Here is a 13,901-nt window from a genome sequence, read left to right as displayed (position 1 = left end):
AAACCTTACCCTAAGAAGCTCCGATGACCTGCGACAAGCACACCGTCTCTGACGCCGGCCAGGGGTTGCACGCGAGCTGCCGCACCCCATGCTGACGGAGTGGATCGTCTCCTCGGTGTTTAACGAGATCGCTGCGCTGCTGGTGCTCGCGGCGGGCGTGGGTTTCTTGGGACTCGTCCTTCGCCAGCCGCTGATCGTGAGCTTCATCGCCGTCGGCATCCTGGCCGGCCCCTCGGTGCTGAATATCGCCCGGTCGGCCGAGCCGATCGACTTGCTCGCCGAACTCGGCATCGCCGTCCTGTTGTTCCTGGTCGGGGTGAAGCTTGACGTAAAACTGGTCCGCACTCTGGGAATGGTGGCGCTGGCCACCGGCCTCGGCCAGGTGATCTTCACCTCCGTCTTCGGTTTCCTGATCTGCCTCGCCTTGGGCCTGGATCCGATCACCAGCCTCTACATCTCAGTGGCGCTGACCTTCTCCAGCACCATCATCATCGTGAAGCTTCTCTCGGATAAGCGGGAGATCGAGACGCTTCACGGGCGGATCGCGCTCGGGTTCCTCATCGTCCAAGACATCGTCGTGGTGCTGGCGATGATCGCCCTCTCCGCCGTCGGCGTCGGCGCGCGCAGCGGCGCCGGCCCCGGCGACGTGCTGCGGGTGATGGCCTCCGGGTTCGCCATGCTGGGCGTCGTGATCCTGTTCGTGAAGTTCGCCGCCAATCCCCTGACCGAGCGCCTGGCGCGCACTCCCGAGCTGCTGATCGGCTTCGCCATCGCGCTCGCCGCCGCCTTCGCCGCGGTCGGCGAAGGCCTTGGGTTCGGCAAGGAGCTCGGCGGCCTGCTTGCGGGCGTGGCGCTGGCGTCCACACCCTTTCGCGACACCATCGCGGCGCGAATGGCGCCGCTGCGCGACTTCCTCCTGCTCTTCTTCTTCATCGCCCTTGGCGCGCAGCTGGACTTGCGTGGGTTGGGAGACAGCGGTTTCGCGGCCGTCGTGCTCTCGCTGTTCGTGCTGGTGGGCAATCCCTTGATCGTGGTCCTGATCATGGCTGGGCTGGGCTATCACCGCCGCACCGGATTCCTGGCCGGTCTGACGGTGGCCCAGATCAGTGAGTTTTCCCTCATCTTCATGGCCATGGGCGTCAGTCTCGGCCACGTTTCGGGCGACTCGCTGGGGCTCGTGACGCTGGTCGGTCTGATCACCATCGCCGCTTCGACCTACATGATCACTTACTCGCACCAGCTCTATCGCTTGTGCGAGCCTCTGCTCGCGCGCCTGAAGATCGGCGAGCGGGTGAGAGCCGCCGAGGGGCACGGCGCCCAGTCCGACCGCGGACCGGAGGTGGTGGTGTTCGGGCTCGGGCGCTATGGGGGTGCGCTCGGGCGGCACCTAGCGGCGTCGGGTCGCCGCGTCTTCGGCATCGACATCAGCCCCCACGCGGTCCGTCGCTGGCGCGACGAAGGCTACGAGGGCGCCTATGGCGACCTCTCCGACCCAGAGTTCCTTACGACCCTGCCGCTCGCCCAGGCCAGATGGGTCATTGCGACCATGCGGCTTCGAGACACCGGCGTCGGCCACGCAGACGCCCGCATCGTGCTTATCCAGCAGCTTCGTGAACTTGGCTACGAAGGGAGGATCGCCGTCGCCTCGACCGAGGAAGCCGAGAGCGACTTCGTGCTCGAGTCGGGCGCCGACCTCGTGCTCACTCCCTTCGCCGATGCGGCGGAACGGGCGCTCGAGCTCATCAACGGCTTCGAACCGGCGCCGACCTGACCTGCCCCGCACCTGCTGACATGTTTTGACGCGTCGCTGGGCTAGGTGGGCGAACGGCTCGCACGGGAAAGCGCGCGGCGGCGTTTGTTCGCCAATTGTTCCTGTGTTATCCGTGAGTCTGCGAACTACATTAGGAGCCGCCGCCGAGATCCCTCTCCGGCAGATTTGCGTTCCCGGAACAACATGGCCGACCAGCTGAACTCCATCCGCGTGCGCGGTGCGCGCGAGCACAATCTGAAGGACGTCAACGTCGACATCCCGCGCGGGGAGCTGGTCGTGCTGACCGGCCTGTCCGGCTCGGGCAAGAGCTCGCTCGCCTTCGACACCATCTACGCCGAGGGCCAGCGCCGCTATGTGGAGAGCCTGTCGGCCTATGCGCGCCAGTTCCTGGAGCTGATGAGCAAGCCGGACGTGGATCTGATCGAGGGGCTGTCGCCAGCCATCTCGATCGAGCAGAAGACCACCAGCCGCAACCCGCGCTCCACCGTCGGCACGGTCACCGAGATCCACGACTATATGCGCCTCTTGTGGGCGCGGGTCGGCGTGCCCTATTCGCCGGCGACCGGCCTGCCCATCGAGAGCCAGACCGTCAGCCAGATGGTCGACAAGCTGACCGCCCTGCCCGACGGCGAGCGCCTCTACCTGCTGGCGCCCGTGGTCCGCGGCCGCAAGGGCGAGTACCGCAAGGAGATCGCCGAATGGCAGAAGGCCGGCTTCCAGCGGCTGAAGATCGACGGCGAGTTCTATCCCATCGAGGACGCGCCTGCGCTCGACAAGAAGTTCAAGCACGACATCGACGTGGTGGTGGACCGGCTGGTCACCAAGGGCGGGCTTGAGAGCCGCTACGCCGACAGCCTCGAGACCGCCCTGCGCCTGGCCGACGGCATCGCCGTGGCCGAATGGGCCGATATGAAAGAGGGCGAGACCGAACCCCGCCGGCTGATCTTCTCCGAGAAGTTCGCCTGCCCGGTCTCCGGCTTCACCATCAGCGAGATCGAGCCGCGGCTGTTCTCGTTCAACAACCCCTATGGCGCCTGCCCGGTCTGTGACGGCCTGGGGGCCAAGCTGGCCTTCGACGCCGACCTCGTCGTGCCGGACAAGGACAAGAGCCTGCACAAGGGCGCCATCGCCCCCTGGGCCAAGGGTCCTTCCCCGCTCTACACCCAGACCCTTCAGGCGCTGGCGCGCCACTACGGCTTCTCCATGGACGAGCCGTGGTGGAAGCTGTCGGACGAGGCCAGGCAGGTCGTGCTGCACGGCTCCAAGGGCGAGAAGATCAAGTTCGTCTATGACGACAACGCCCGGAAGTACGAGGTCAACAAGACCTTCGAAGGCGTGCTGCCCAACCTGGAACGCCGCTGGCGCGAGACGGATTCGTCCTGGGTGCGCGAGGAGCTGGGCCGCTATCAGTCGGAGACGCCCTGCGAAGCCTGCGAAGGCTATCGCCTGAAGCCCGAATCCCTCGCTGTGAAGATCCAGGGCAAGCACATCGGCGAGGTCTCCCGCCTGTCCATCAAGCACGCCGGCGAATGGTTCTCAGGGCTGGAGGACCAGCTCACCGACAAGCAGATGGAGATCGCCCGGCGGATCCTGAAGGAGATCAACGACCGCCTGCGGTTCCTGGTCAATGTGGGCCTGGACTATCTGAACCTGTCGCGCGCCTCCGGCACCCTGTCGGGCGGCGAGAGCCAGCGCATTCGCCTGGCCAGCCAGATCGGCTCGGGGCTGACCGGCGTGCTCTATGTGCTGGACGAGCCCTCCATCGGTCTGCACCAGCGCGACAATACCCGCCTGCTGGAAAGCCTGAAAGGCCTGCGCGATCTCGGCAATTCGGTGCTGGTGGTCGAGCACGACGAGGAGGCGATCCTCACCGCCGACTATGTGATCGACATGGGGCCGGCCGCCGGCCTCCACGGCGGCGAGATCGTCGCCCAGGGCACGCCGGAGGCCGTGGCCGCCAACCCGAACAGCGTCACCGGCCAGTATCTCTCCGGCGTGCGCGAGATCGAGGTCCCGCTCGACCGCCGGCCGATCTCGAAGAAGAAGGTGCTGCGGGTCGTCGGGGCGAGCGGTAACAACCTGAAGGGCGTGACCGCGGAGATCCCCACCGCCACCTTCACCTGCATCACCGGCGTGTCCGGCGGCGGCAAGTCCACCTTCACCATCGAGACCCTCTACAAGGCCGCCGCGAGGCGGCTGCACAACGCCTCCGACGCCCCGGCCCCGCACGAGCGGATCGAGGGGCTGGAGCACTTCGACAAGGTCATCGACATCGACCAGTCGCCCATCGGCCGCACGCCGCGGTCGAACCCGGCGACCTATACGGGCGCATTCCAGCCGATCCGCGACTGGTTCGCCGGCCTGCCCGAGGCGAAGGCGCGCGGCTATGGCCCCGGGCGCTTCTCGTTCAACGTCAAGGGCGGGCGGTGCGAGGCCTGCCAGGGCGATGGCCTGATCAAGATCGAGATGCACTTCCTGCCGGACGTCTACGTCACCTGCGACGTCTGCCACGGCAAGCGCTACAACCGCGAGACCCTGGAGATCCTGTTCAAGGGCAAGTCGATCTCCGACGTGCTCGACATGACCGTCGAGGAGGCCGCCGAGTTCTTCAAGGCGGTCCCGCCGGTGCGCGACAAGATGGAGACGCTCAAGCGGGTCGGCCTGAGCTACGTCAAGGTCGGCCAGCAGGCGACGACGCTCTCGGGCGGCGAGGCCCAGCGGGTGAAGCTGTCCAAGGAACTGTCGCGCCGGGCGACCGGGCGCACGCTCTACATCCTCGACGAACCCACCACCGGCCTGCACTTCGAGGACGTGAAGAAGCTGCTGGAAGTGCTTCACGAGCTTGTGGATCAGGGCAATACGGTGGTGGTCATCGAGCACAACCTCGACGTGGTGAAGACCGCCGACTGGCTGGTGGACTTCGGCCCGGAGGGCGGCGACGGCGGCGGCGAGATCGTGGCCCAGGGCACGCCCGAACAGGTGGCGGCCAATCCACGATCCTGGACCGGCCGCTATCTGGACGAACTTCTGAAGCGTCACGAGGCGCGTCGGGGGAAGGCGCTGAAGCGGGCCTAGGCCTTCGTCAGCCTAACCCCCGCCGAACAACGGCAGGGTCTCGGGCGCAAGCGCGCCTTCGATCTCCAGGAGGCGAAGCTTGGTATCCGTTCCGCCCGGGGCCGAGAAGCCACCCTTGCCGCCGCCGGCGGCCAGCACCCGGTGGCAGGGCACCACGATGGGCCAGGGATTGGCGCCCAACGCCTGGCCGACCGCGCGCGAGAGGGCCAGATCGCCCAACTCGGCGGCGATCTCGCCATAGGTCCGCGTGCGGCCCGGCGGGATGGCGCGGGCGATCTCATAGACGCGGGCCTGGAAGGGCGGAACGGTGGAGAGGTCGATCTCGATCTCCGCCAGGTCCCGCTTCTCGCCGGCCAGCAGGGCCTGGATGCCCGCGACGGCGGCGGCGACCGCCAGCGACGGTTCGCCCGCCCGTGCGTCGGGATGCAGCCGCTTCAGGCGTGTCTCGGCCTGGGGCGGAAAGGCGACGCCAAGCAGGCCGCGTTCGCTCCAGACGAGCCCGCATTCGCCTAGCGTCGTGTCGAAGAGGACCAGGCCCTTTTCCATCTCGCCGATCCTATCACCCGCAAATCCAAGCGCCTCGCGGCTTTCGGACTCCAAGAGTCCTTGCATTCAAACAAGCGTTCAACCTAGCTTCGCCTCATAGATTTAGGGATGGAGACGAGCATGATCCTTTATGGCGCGCCGATGCCGGCGCCGAACCCGCGCCGGGTGCGCATGTTCCTGGCCGAGAAGGGGATCGACCTGCCCGAAACTCCGGTGAACCTGTTCAAGCGCGAACACAAGAGCCCGGAATACCGCGCCAAGAACTCGCTCGGCCAGATCCCGACCCTGGAGCTCGACGACGGCACGGCAATTTCGGAGACCGTCGCCATCTGCCGCTATTTCGAGGAAACCCAGCCCGAGCCGCCGCTGTTCGGCGCGACCCCGGTCGAGAAGGCGCTGGTCGACATGTGGGTGCGGCGCATCGAGTTCGTGGTCATGATGCCGGTGGGCAATTACTGGCGCCACGCCCATCCCCGCACGGCGGCCCTGCTGACCCAGCACAAGGAATTCGGCGAGTCCAACCGCGAAACCTATGCCGGCGCCCAGAAGTGGCTGGACCGCGAGCTGGCGGACCGGGAGTTCGTCGCCGGCGATCGCTTCACCGTCGCCGACATCTGCCTGCTTTCGACGGTGGACTTCGCCGAGTGGATCGGACTGCCGCTCGATCCGGCGCACGAGAACCTGGCCGCCTGGCGCGCCCAGGTCTCGGCGCGGCCCAGCGCCTCGGCTTAAGCTTCAGGAACAGGCGGCCGGTCGGCGAGCGCGCGATAGGCGACCGCCGCCGGCGCGATCAGCACGGCGTAGTAGACGACGTTCAGGAGGGCCGCGAAGACCAGATAGGCCAGCATGGCCGGCGAGAAATAGGTCTGGATCGAGCGCAGGTCGGGCGAGAACAGCCGTCCCACCGCTTCGATGTCCCCGCCCAACAGGATCGCGGCGATGGCCACGAACAGCACCAGGGCCAGCAACAGCACCACGATCACGCTGGCCACGGCCAGGACATAGGCGCCGAACAGCCGCCAGAACTGCCCCTTGGTGAGGGACCAGGAGTCGAAGACCGAGATCCGCTGTTCGGCGAAGGTGATCACCGGCGCCAGGCTGAGCCGCACCGCTGCATAGATCAGAAGCCCGATCAGGAAGACCCCGAGCCCCAGCCCGAAGAGCGGCGCGTTGACGATGCCGGCGGCGACACCGCCCACGATCACCAGGGCGACGACGGCGAAGACCAGCAGCACCGCATAGATCAGGGTGAGCGCCACCAGGCGGAGTTCGTCGCGCCCCAGCCGCAGATACGCAAAACCCGTGTCGGACGGACGAAGCACGATGCGATAGACGGCGGCGGCCAAGGCCGCCTGGATCAGCAGCCCCACCGGAATCATGATCGCATAGACCGGCGCGAGCGCCCGCAGGTTGGCGAGCGCCGTCTCCGGATCGGGGCTCTGGGTTTCGGCCATCTCCTCCAGGGCGGCCAGGTTCTCGCCGCCCACCGACACCAGCAGCAGCGGCATGATCAGGCTGATGGCGAGGTAGATGCCGGCCCAGACCAGGATCGCCTTGGGCTTCTCCCGGGTGATGCGATATCCTTCGAAGGCGGCGTCGGTCGGCGAAAAGGCCGTCATCTCAATCCCCAAGGCCGGAAAGCTCGCTCGCAGTCGATAACGAGTCGGCCGGCGCTTCGGCTGCGAAGATTGGCCAAGCGTCCCGCGCCCGCAAGGCCCGGCTCGCGAAGTCCGGCGATCGTTGCTAGTTAGTCACGCATGTCCATACCCCCTGTTCACGTTGTCGGCGGCGGCCTCGCCGGATCGGAAGCCGCCTGGCAGATCGCGGAGGCCGGCGTGCCTGTGGTGCTGCACGAGATGCGCCCCGTGCGCGGCACCGACGCCCACCAGACCGATGGCCTGGCCGAGCTGGTCTGTTCGAACTCCTTCCGCGCCGACGACTGGGCCGGCAATGCGGTCGGCCTGCTGCACGCCGAGATGCGGCGCCTGGGCTCCATCATCATGGCTTCGGGCGACGCCCATCAGGTGCCGGCGGGGGGGGCCCTCGCCGTCGATCGCGACGGCTTTTCCAGGGCGGTCACCGAGCGGCTGGAGGCCCATCCCCTGGTCACCATCGTCCGCGAGGAGGTGGCGGGCCTGCCGCCGGCGGACTGGGACAGCGTGATCGTGGCCACCGGCCCCCTCACCTCCCCCGCCCTGACCGAGGCTATCCTGGACCTGACCGGAGAGGGCCAGCTCTCCTTCTTCGACGCCATCGCCCCGATCGTGCATCTCGATTCCATCGACATGGGCGTCTGCTGGCGCCAGTCGCGCTACGACAAGCCCGGCCCCGGCGGCGATGCGGCGGCCTACATCAACTGCCCGATGGACAGGACCCAGTACGAGGCCTTCATCGACGCCCTGCTGGCCGGGCCGAAGTCCGAATTCAAGGACTGGGAGAACGTCCCCTATTTCGACGGCTGCCTGCCGATCGAGGTGATGGCCGAGCGCGGCCGTGAGACCCTGCGCCACGGTCCGATGAAGCCGGTCGGCCTGACCAACGCCCACAAGCCCGACGAGAAGCCCCACGCGGTCGTCCAGCTGCGCCAGGACAATGCGCTGGGCACCCTGTGGAACATGGTCGGCTTCCAGACCAAGCTTAAGCATGGCGCCCAGACCGAGATCTTCCGCACCATTCCTGGGCTGGAGAAGGCGGTGTTCGCGCGGCTGGGCGGCCTGCACCGCAACACCTTCCTGAACAGCCCGCGCCTCCTGGACCGCCAGCTTCGCCTGAAGGCCCAGCCGCGCCTGCGCTTCGCCGGCCAGGTCACCGGCGTGGAGGGCTATGTGGAAAGCGCCGCCATGGGGTTGATGGCCGGCCGCTTCGCCGCCGCCGAGCGCCTGGGCCGGCCCGTGGAGGCGCCGCCCGCCACCACCGCCCACGGCGCCCTGATCGGCCACATCACCGGCGGGCACCTGGACGCCGGCGCGGGGTCGTTCCAGCCGATGAACATCAATTACGGCCTGCTGCCGCCGCTGGAGGTCGCCAAGCGCGACGCCGAGGGCCGCCGGCTGGGCGCCAAAGAGCGCGGCCGCAACAAGAAGCGCGCCGTCGGCGAGCGCGCCCTGGCCGACCTCGACGCCTGGCTGGCCGGCGCGCCGGCGCTTGCGGCCGAATAGTCAGCAGCGCACGCAGAGCTCCAGCCCGCCGTCGTAGGGCAGGGTCAGGCTGCGCAGGCGGTTCTTCGGGTCCGCGACGAACTCGAAGAAATGCCGGTAGGCATGCCGGAACTGGGTCGTGTTGTCGGCGACGACCACGGCGCCGGGTCGAAGATGGGGCGAAACCAGCTCCAGGGCGGGCCGCGCCATCTCCGTCCAGATGTCCATCAGTACGAAGTCGATCGGCCCCTCGATGACCTTGAGGGTCTCGCGCAGGTCGCCTTCGCGCAGATCCACCAGATCGGCGATCCCGGCGGCCTGGAAGTTCGCGCGGGCCTGGGCGGCCTTGGCCGGCTCGTACTCCGTCCCGATCACCACGCCGCCGCCGTTGTCGCGCACGGCCGCGGCCAGATAGTGGGTGGAGACGCCGAACGAGGTGCCCACCTCCACCACCCGCCGCGCGCCCAGCGCTCGGCAGAGCAGGTAGCAGAGCTCGGCCTTGGCGGGCTCCAGCGCCACCATCTTGTCGGCCATGAAGCGGTTGGCGTCGTCGTCCAGGCCGTCCCAGTCCAGATCGCCCTGCTCGGCCCGCTTGGCGAAATAGCCGAAGAGTTCCGGGTCCTGGGCCGCGCTGCGGGCGTGGAGATCGTCGATACGCGCCTGCATGGTCGGGTCGGATAGGACGGTCATTCCCATTGGGGGGCCTCGTACTGCATGGCTCCGGCGATATTGCCTTCGGTGTCCTGGAAGAAGATCAGCTCGCCCACGCCCTCGATGCGGAACGGCGGCATGATCACCCGGCCGCCCTGGGCCTCGATGGCGGCGATGGTCGCCGCCAGGTCGTCGACGCCGAAGGTGACTTCGATCCCGGGCATGGGCCGGCCGGCGATCTCGCGACGCCCCTGCAAGGCGCCGCGATAGCCCTTGCCGGCGCCCTGGGCCTGGTAGAATCCCGGCGGACCCCAGGGCGTGAAGGTCCAGCCGAACACCTTCTCGTAGAAGGCTCGGGCGCGGGGGACGTCGTCGGCGTTGATCGCGAAATGGCGCAGGGTGGCGGGCATGCGGCGCTCCTTCGACCCATACGCTAGGTCGTTCGCTCATGGTCGCGCTTGCGCTATACTGACGAGTTATGTCGCTGACACGCCAAAACGCCCGTGATCCCGACGGTTTTCCGGTGCGTGGGCTGGCCGTCACCTATGGCGACCGGCAGCGGCTGGAGCGACACACGCACCCCTGGGCCCAGCTCGTCTACGCCGCCAGCGGGGTGATGCGGGTGTCGACGCCTGCGGCCGCCTGGCTGGTGCCGCCGACCCGCGCCATCTGGGTGCCGGGCGGCACGCCCCACGAAATCGAGATGCGCGGGCGCGTGGCCATGCGCACCCTCTATCTGGCGCCCCCCGATCCGGATCCCAGGCTTCAGGCCTGCCGCGCCATTGAGGTCGCGCCCCTGCTGCGCGAGCTCATCCTGCACATCGTGCGGCTTGAGAGGCTTGAGGCCGGCCGCGCCGACCACGACCGACTGGAAGCCCTGCTGCTCGACCTGCTGGCGGCGGGCGAGACGGCGCCGCTGCAGTTGCCCCTGCCGGGCGACGCCCGCGCTCGCGGCCTGGCCGAACGGATCCTAGGCGATCCCGGTGCAGCGGCTTCGCTGGAGGTTCTGGCGGCGACGTCCGGCGCCAGCCTCCGCACCCAGCAGCGGCTCTTCCAGGCCGAGACGGGGCTCAGCCTGGAAGCCTGGCGCGCCCGGGCGCGGATGCAGCAGGCGGTGGTGTCCCTGAGCGCCGGCGCCTCGGTCACCCAGACGGCGCTCGACGCGGGCTATCAGAGCCCCTCGGCCTTCATCGCCGCCTTCAAGCGCGCCTTCGGCGTCACGCCCGCGCGCTTCCGCGCGAACTGAGGCCCGCCGCCAGCCGGCCGCGAAACCCCTCCAGGATCACCGCCAGCCCGTATTCGAAGCCCGCCTCTGGCTCTTCGCCTCCCCTCGCCTGCGCCGCCTGCTCGTTCAGAGCCCAGCCGATGGCGAAGCGGGAGAGGGTCTGGAAGGCGTAGTGCGCTTCGGGCGCGGGAAACCCCGCCGCCGCCAGCCGCTCGACCATCGGCCGGACGGCGAGGATCGCCACGCTCTCGGCCGGTCGCCGCCCGGCCAGCAGCCGCGCGCCGTCCCGGCGAGACAGGGCCGCACGCCGGATCACCCGCGCCCCCGCCGCCAGCCATTCGTCCCAGGCCCGGGTCTTGAGCACGGCGTCGTCGACAGCGATGGCGTCTGCGAACATGGCGTCGGCCATGTGGTCGAACAGCAGGTCCTTGGTCTTGAAGTGCCAATAGAGCGACGGCCCGCGCACCCCCAGCCGCTCGGCCAGGCGGCGCGTGGTGACGCCTTCCAGCCCCACTTCGTCCAGCAGATCGAGGGCGGCGGCGGCGATGGTTCGGCGGTCGAGGCTCATGGACGTCCCAGGTGGTTGACTCGCTCCCTAGCACTGATAGAGATCGCCTAGCAACGATAGGGACGCCCTCCTTAAGGAAGGCGCTGGGCTGGGGAAACGAAGATGTCGCATGCAAAGACCGCCGTCGCGGCAACCGCCATGGCCGGAACGATGCTGTTCGCCACAGGGGCAGCCGCCCGCGCGCCGGCCGGCGAGCTGCGCTGTCCGGAAGCCGGCTGTCCGGTCGACCTCGTCATCCACACCGGTACGGTCGAAGATCCGAAGACCGGCCGGAAATACTTCCTGGACTTTCCCAGCGACGTGAAGCCCGGCGAGACGCTGACCTTCGTGCTCAACCTGCACGGCGGCGGCAGCTTCGGGAACTGGCAGCGGCACTACTTCCCCATCGTCGACTATGTGGACAAGTACCGCCTGGTGGTCGCCACGCCCAACGCGCCGCCGCGCGTCTGGCAGCCCAGCGACGATGCGCACCTGCAGAACATCGTCGAACAGGTCTATGAGCGCTTCGGCCGCGAAAACATCGGCGCCTTCTGGCTGGCGGGCCATTCCCAAGGCGGGGCGACCTCGCGGCGGATCGTCTGTTCGGACTATTTCGCGCCGAAGGTGACCGGCTTTCTCAGTCTCTCGGGCGGGCGCGTCGGGGGCCAGCCGGAGCGTGCGCCCGACTTCGGCCCGCCGGCCCCGCGCGGCGGCGGGGCGGGTGGACCCTCGCCCGAGATGAGAGCCCAGTTGGCGCGGATCATGGCCCAGCCGTTGAACTGCGACTTCTCGCACATCTACACCACCGGCGAACACGAGATCGTCGCCCTGCCCGCGACCTCCGACTGGGCGGAGAAGTACGGCTGCGCCGCGCGCGAGCGACGTCCCGACATCGTCGATACGAAGGCGGGCTATATCTACGATTCCGGTCGCCAAGACCCGGCCACCAAGTCCTGGGGTCGCCTGCCTGGTCCGGGCCGGACCGAGGTCTACGCCTATCCCGGCTGCCGTGACGGCCGCGTGGTCGCCGACCTCGTGCGCATCGACAAGGGCCACACCGAGGGCCTGGAGCCGAAGGTCACCGAAGAGATCGTGAAGCTGATGGTCTCGGCGCGGTAGGGCGCGTCAGACTCGCCCGCGCAGCACGGCGAGCAGCAGCCTTATCCGGGCGGTCAGGCCCGTGACCTTTTTCCCCTTCGATCGCGGCCGGGAGAGGGCTGCGTGGGCCACGGCCGGGAAGGCCGCCACGCTCACGCCTCGCGCGCCGGCCAGGGCCGCGTCCAGCGCCGCCCGGCTGTCGGCGCCGGAAAGGCCGGCGGTGGCCATCAGCCGCCCGATCGCCCAGGCTGAGCCGGCGGAGCGGACCGCCGCGGCGTCCGCCGACCGATCGAGCACCTCGGCGGCGGCTTGCGCGGCCGCCCCGCCCGTCCCTTCCGCCCAGGCGAGCGCTTCAGGCAGGTTCATGGGCTCCGGCTCGAGTTCGCGATAGCGGGCGTCGATCATGGCTTCCAGCGGCGCCCGTGCGAGGCCGCGGCGCCTCACGGCCGCAGCCAGGGCCTCAGCGGTCGGATGCCGGCGGACGGGGCGGTCCTCGTAGATCTCGTCCAGAACCTCCCGCCACCAGGTGAGGCGGATCTCGCCCAGCAAGGGATTGGACGCTGTCCGCGGCGCGCGCGCGAGCTCGTAGTCGTAGGCGTAGATGGCGATCAGGTCGGCGCGAGCGGCCGGATCGGCGACGAACCGGCTGGAGAGCCAGCGGTCGGGATCGACCCGCCGGACCAGCGCGTCGAGATCGGAAGGATCGTCTTCCAGAGCCATCATGCGTTCCGCCAAAGCAAAAGGCCCGCCGGTGAGGCGGGCCTTCCGATCTTAGGCCGCTTCGGCGGTCAGCCGAAGATGGTCTGGTTCATGGTCATGGTGACCAGCATCGGGATCGACAGCAGCAGGTTCGTCCGGGAGAACAGCATGGCGGTGCGCGCCGCCTTGGCCTTGGCGTCGGCGTCGGCCTCGACGATGCCCAGCGCGATCTTCTGGTTCGGCCAGATGAAGGCCCAGACGTTGATGAACATGATCGTCGCCAGCCACATGCCCAGGCCGATGAAGGTGTGCTGCGGCACCGAGAAGCCTTCCAGCGCGCCGAGGGTGAAGCCCTCCACGAGGAAGCCGCGGTTCCAGGCCAGCAGCACGCCCATCACCCAGGTGGCGAGCGCCGACCAGCGGAACCAGAACAGCGCCTCGGGCGCGATGTACTTGGAGACCGCCGGCTTCAGCTCGGCCGGGATGTCCGGCATTTTCCGGATCTGGACGAAGTTGAAGTAGTAGAGCAGTCCGATCCAGAGGATGCCGAAGAAGGTGTGCATCCAGCGGAACACCGCCTGCCAGAAGATGGCGTCGGCCGCGCCGTTGTGTGCGAAATAGCCCGCCACGATCACGATCGCGAGGATCACGCTCACGATCATCGTGTTTCGGAAATTGGAAAGAAGTCCAGCCATCGGAAGCCCTCACGATTCCTGCCCTGTGGCTTCGGTATAGGGCCTTTCGCCTGAGGCGGAAAGCCGCAGCGGGGCTGTTGGGCTTTGGACGGCTCAGACCGCGATCAGGGCGCAGGCCAGGCGGCGGCCCTCGGCGGTGAGAATGTTGTAGAGGCGCGCGGCCGAAGGGGTGTCCATGAACTCCAGGCCGATGCCCGCGCGTTGCAGGGCGTCGCGCACCGGCCGCGGCGGCAGGGCGTTCGCCCCGCCCGTGCCGAGCAGCACGAATTCCACCGCCTCGCGGCCGGCTGCGATCACGGGGTCGAACGCCTCGGGCGTCAGCTCGGCCATGGAGGCGACGGACCAGGCCCGCGCCTCGTCGTTCAGGATCAGCACCGAACCTTCGTGGCGCGCGCCCGACAGACGGAAGCCGCCGTCGCCATAGGCGTCCACCTGGGGCGCGTCGCGGGCCATGGGC

14 protein-coding genes are annotated in these 13,901 nt (G+C 68.5%); 6 read left to right on the top strand and 8 right to left on the bottom strand.

The annotated features are described in order from the left end of the window. Nucleotides 1–88: 88 nt before the first annotated feature. Nucleotides 89–1,771 (top strand): cation:proton antiporter, encoded by a 1,683-nt coding sequence (locus ACK41C_RS13580; protein ID WP_409655254.1) that lies wholly within the window; start codon nt 89–91, stop codon nt 1,769–1,771. Nucleotides 1,772–1,954: 183 nt separating this feature from the next. After that, nucleotides 1,955–4,846 (top strand): excinuclease ABC subunit UvrA, encoded by a 2,892-nt coding sequence (uvrA, locus tag ACK41C_RS13575; protein ID WP_409655252.1) that lies wholly within the window; start codon nt 1,955–1,957, stop codon nt 4,844–4,846. 12 nt (nt 4,847–4,858) lie between these two features. Here the strand turns inward: uvrA and ACK41C_RS13570 are convergent, their stop codons facing one another. Beyond that, complete coding sequence (locus ACK41C_RS13570; RefSeq protein ID WP_409655249.1) at nt 4,859–5,392, bottom strand: methylated-DNA--[protein]-cysteine S-methyltransferase; 534 nt, start codon at nt 5,390–5,392, stop codon at nt 4,859–4,861. Nucleotides 5,393–5,512: 120 nt separating this feature from the next. Between ACK41C_RS13570 and ACK41C_RS13565 the strand changes: the two genes are divergently transcribed. Beyond that, on the top strand, nt 5,513–6,124 hold the full coding sequence (locus ACK41C_RS13565) for a glutathione S-transferase family protein (RefSeq protein WP_409655246.1): 612 nt from the start codon (nt 5,513–5,515) through the stop codon (nt 6,122–6,124). On the opposite strand, the gene ACK41C_RS13560 is transcribed toward ACK41C_RS13565, so the two are convergent. Next, entirely contained in the window at nt 6,121–7,011 is an 891-nt protein-coding gene (locus ACK41C_RS13560) for a hypothetical protein (RefSeq protein WP_409655243.1), read from the bottom strand. The genes ACK41C_RS13565 and ACK41C_RS13560 overlap by 4 nt on opposite strands. A gap of 138 nt (nt 7,012–7,149) precedes the next feature. On the opposite strand from ACK41C_RS13560, the gene trmFO reads away from it, so the two are divergent. Next, a complete protein-coding gene (gene trmFO / locus ACK41C_RS13555; RefSeq protein WP_409655240.1) occupies nt 7,150–8,550 on the top strand; it encodes a methylenetetrahydrofolate--tRNA-(uracil(54)-C(5))-methyltransferase (FADH(2)-oxidizing) TrmFO in 1,401 nt (466 codons plus the stop codon). Here the strand turns inward: trmFO and ACK41C_RS13550 are convergent, their stop codons facing one another. Then, nucleotides 8,551–9,219: an O-methyltransferase gene (locus ACK41C_RS13550; RefSeq protein WP_409655238.1), complete on the bottom strand. Its 669-nt coding sequence runs from the start codon at nt 9,217–9,219 to the stop codon at nt 8,551–8,553. Then, nucleotides 9,216–9,590, bottom strand: coding sequence for a VOC family protein (locus ACK41C_RS13545; RefSeq protein WP_409655236.1), 375 nt, complete (start codon nt 9,588–9,590; stop codon nt 9,216–9,218). The genes ACK41C_RS13550 and ACK41C_RS13545 overlap by 4 nt, the downstream gene beginning before the upstream one ends. Before the next feature lie 68 nt (nt 9,591–9,658). On the opposite strand from ACK41C_RS13545, the gene ACK41C_RS13540 reads away from it, so the two are divergent. Next, entirely contained in the window at nt 9,659–10,426 is a 768-nt protein-coding gene (locus tag ACK41C_RS13540; protein ID WP_409655233.1) for an AraC family transcriptional regulator, read from the top strand. Here the strand turns inward: ACK41C_RS13540 and ACK41C_RS13535 are convergent. Continuing rightward, nucleotides 10,398–10,973 carry a TetR family transcriptional regulator gene (locus ACK41C_RS13535; protein ID WP_409655230.1) on the bottom strand — a complete coding sequence of 192 codons (576 nt, stop codon included), beginning with the start codon at nt 10,971–10,973 and terminating at the stop codon, nt 10,398–10,400. The genes ACK41C_RS13540 and ACK41C_RS13535 overlap by 29 nt on opposite strands. A gap of 102 nt (nt 10,974–11,075) precedes the next feature. Here ACK41C_RS13535 and ACK41C_RS13530 point away from each other — a divergent pair, with 102 nt between their 5' ends. Then, a complete protein-coding gene (locus tag ACK41C_RS13530) occupies nt 11,076–12,071 on the top strand; it encodes a hypothetical protein (protein WP_409655228.1) in 996 nt (331 codons plus the stop codon). A 6-nt stretch (nt 12,072–12,077) separates the two neighbouring features. Here the strand turns inward: ACK41C_RS13530 and ACK41C_RS13525 are convergent, their stop codons facing one another. From ACK41C_RS13525 to ACK41C_RS13515, 3 genes are all read right to left on the bottom strand, one after another. Further along, a complete protein-coding gene (locus ACK41C_RS13525) occupies nt 12,078–12,773 on the bottom strand; it encodes a squalene/phytoene synthase family protein (protein WP_409655225.1) in 696 nt (231 codons plus the stop codon). 65 nt (nt 12,774–12,838) lie between these two features. After that, nucleotides 12,839–13,444, bottom strand: coding sequence for a urate hydroxylase PuuD (locus ACK41C_RS13520; protein WP_409655223.1), 606 nt, complete (start codon nt 13,442–13,444; stop codon nt 12,839–12,841). Nucleotides 13,445–13,537: 93 nt separating this feature from the next. Continuing rightward, a complete protein-coding gene (locus ACK41C_RS13515) occupies nt 13,538–13,897 on the bottom strand; it encodes an Mth938-like domain-containing protein (RefSeq protein ID WP_409655221.1) in 360 nt (119 codons plus the stop codon). Nucleotides 13,898–13,901 lie beyond the last annotated feature (4 nt).

The organism is Phenylobacterium sp. (assembly GCF_046290725.1).
In the GTDB taxonomy this organism is placed as follows: Bacteria; Pseudomonadota; Alphaproteobacteria; order Caulobacterales; family Caulobacteraceae; genus Phenylobacterium.
Note: the sequence above shows the minus strand (reverse complement) of the source record. Positions and strands in the feature narration are given on the sequence as shown.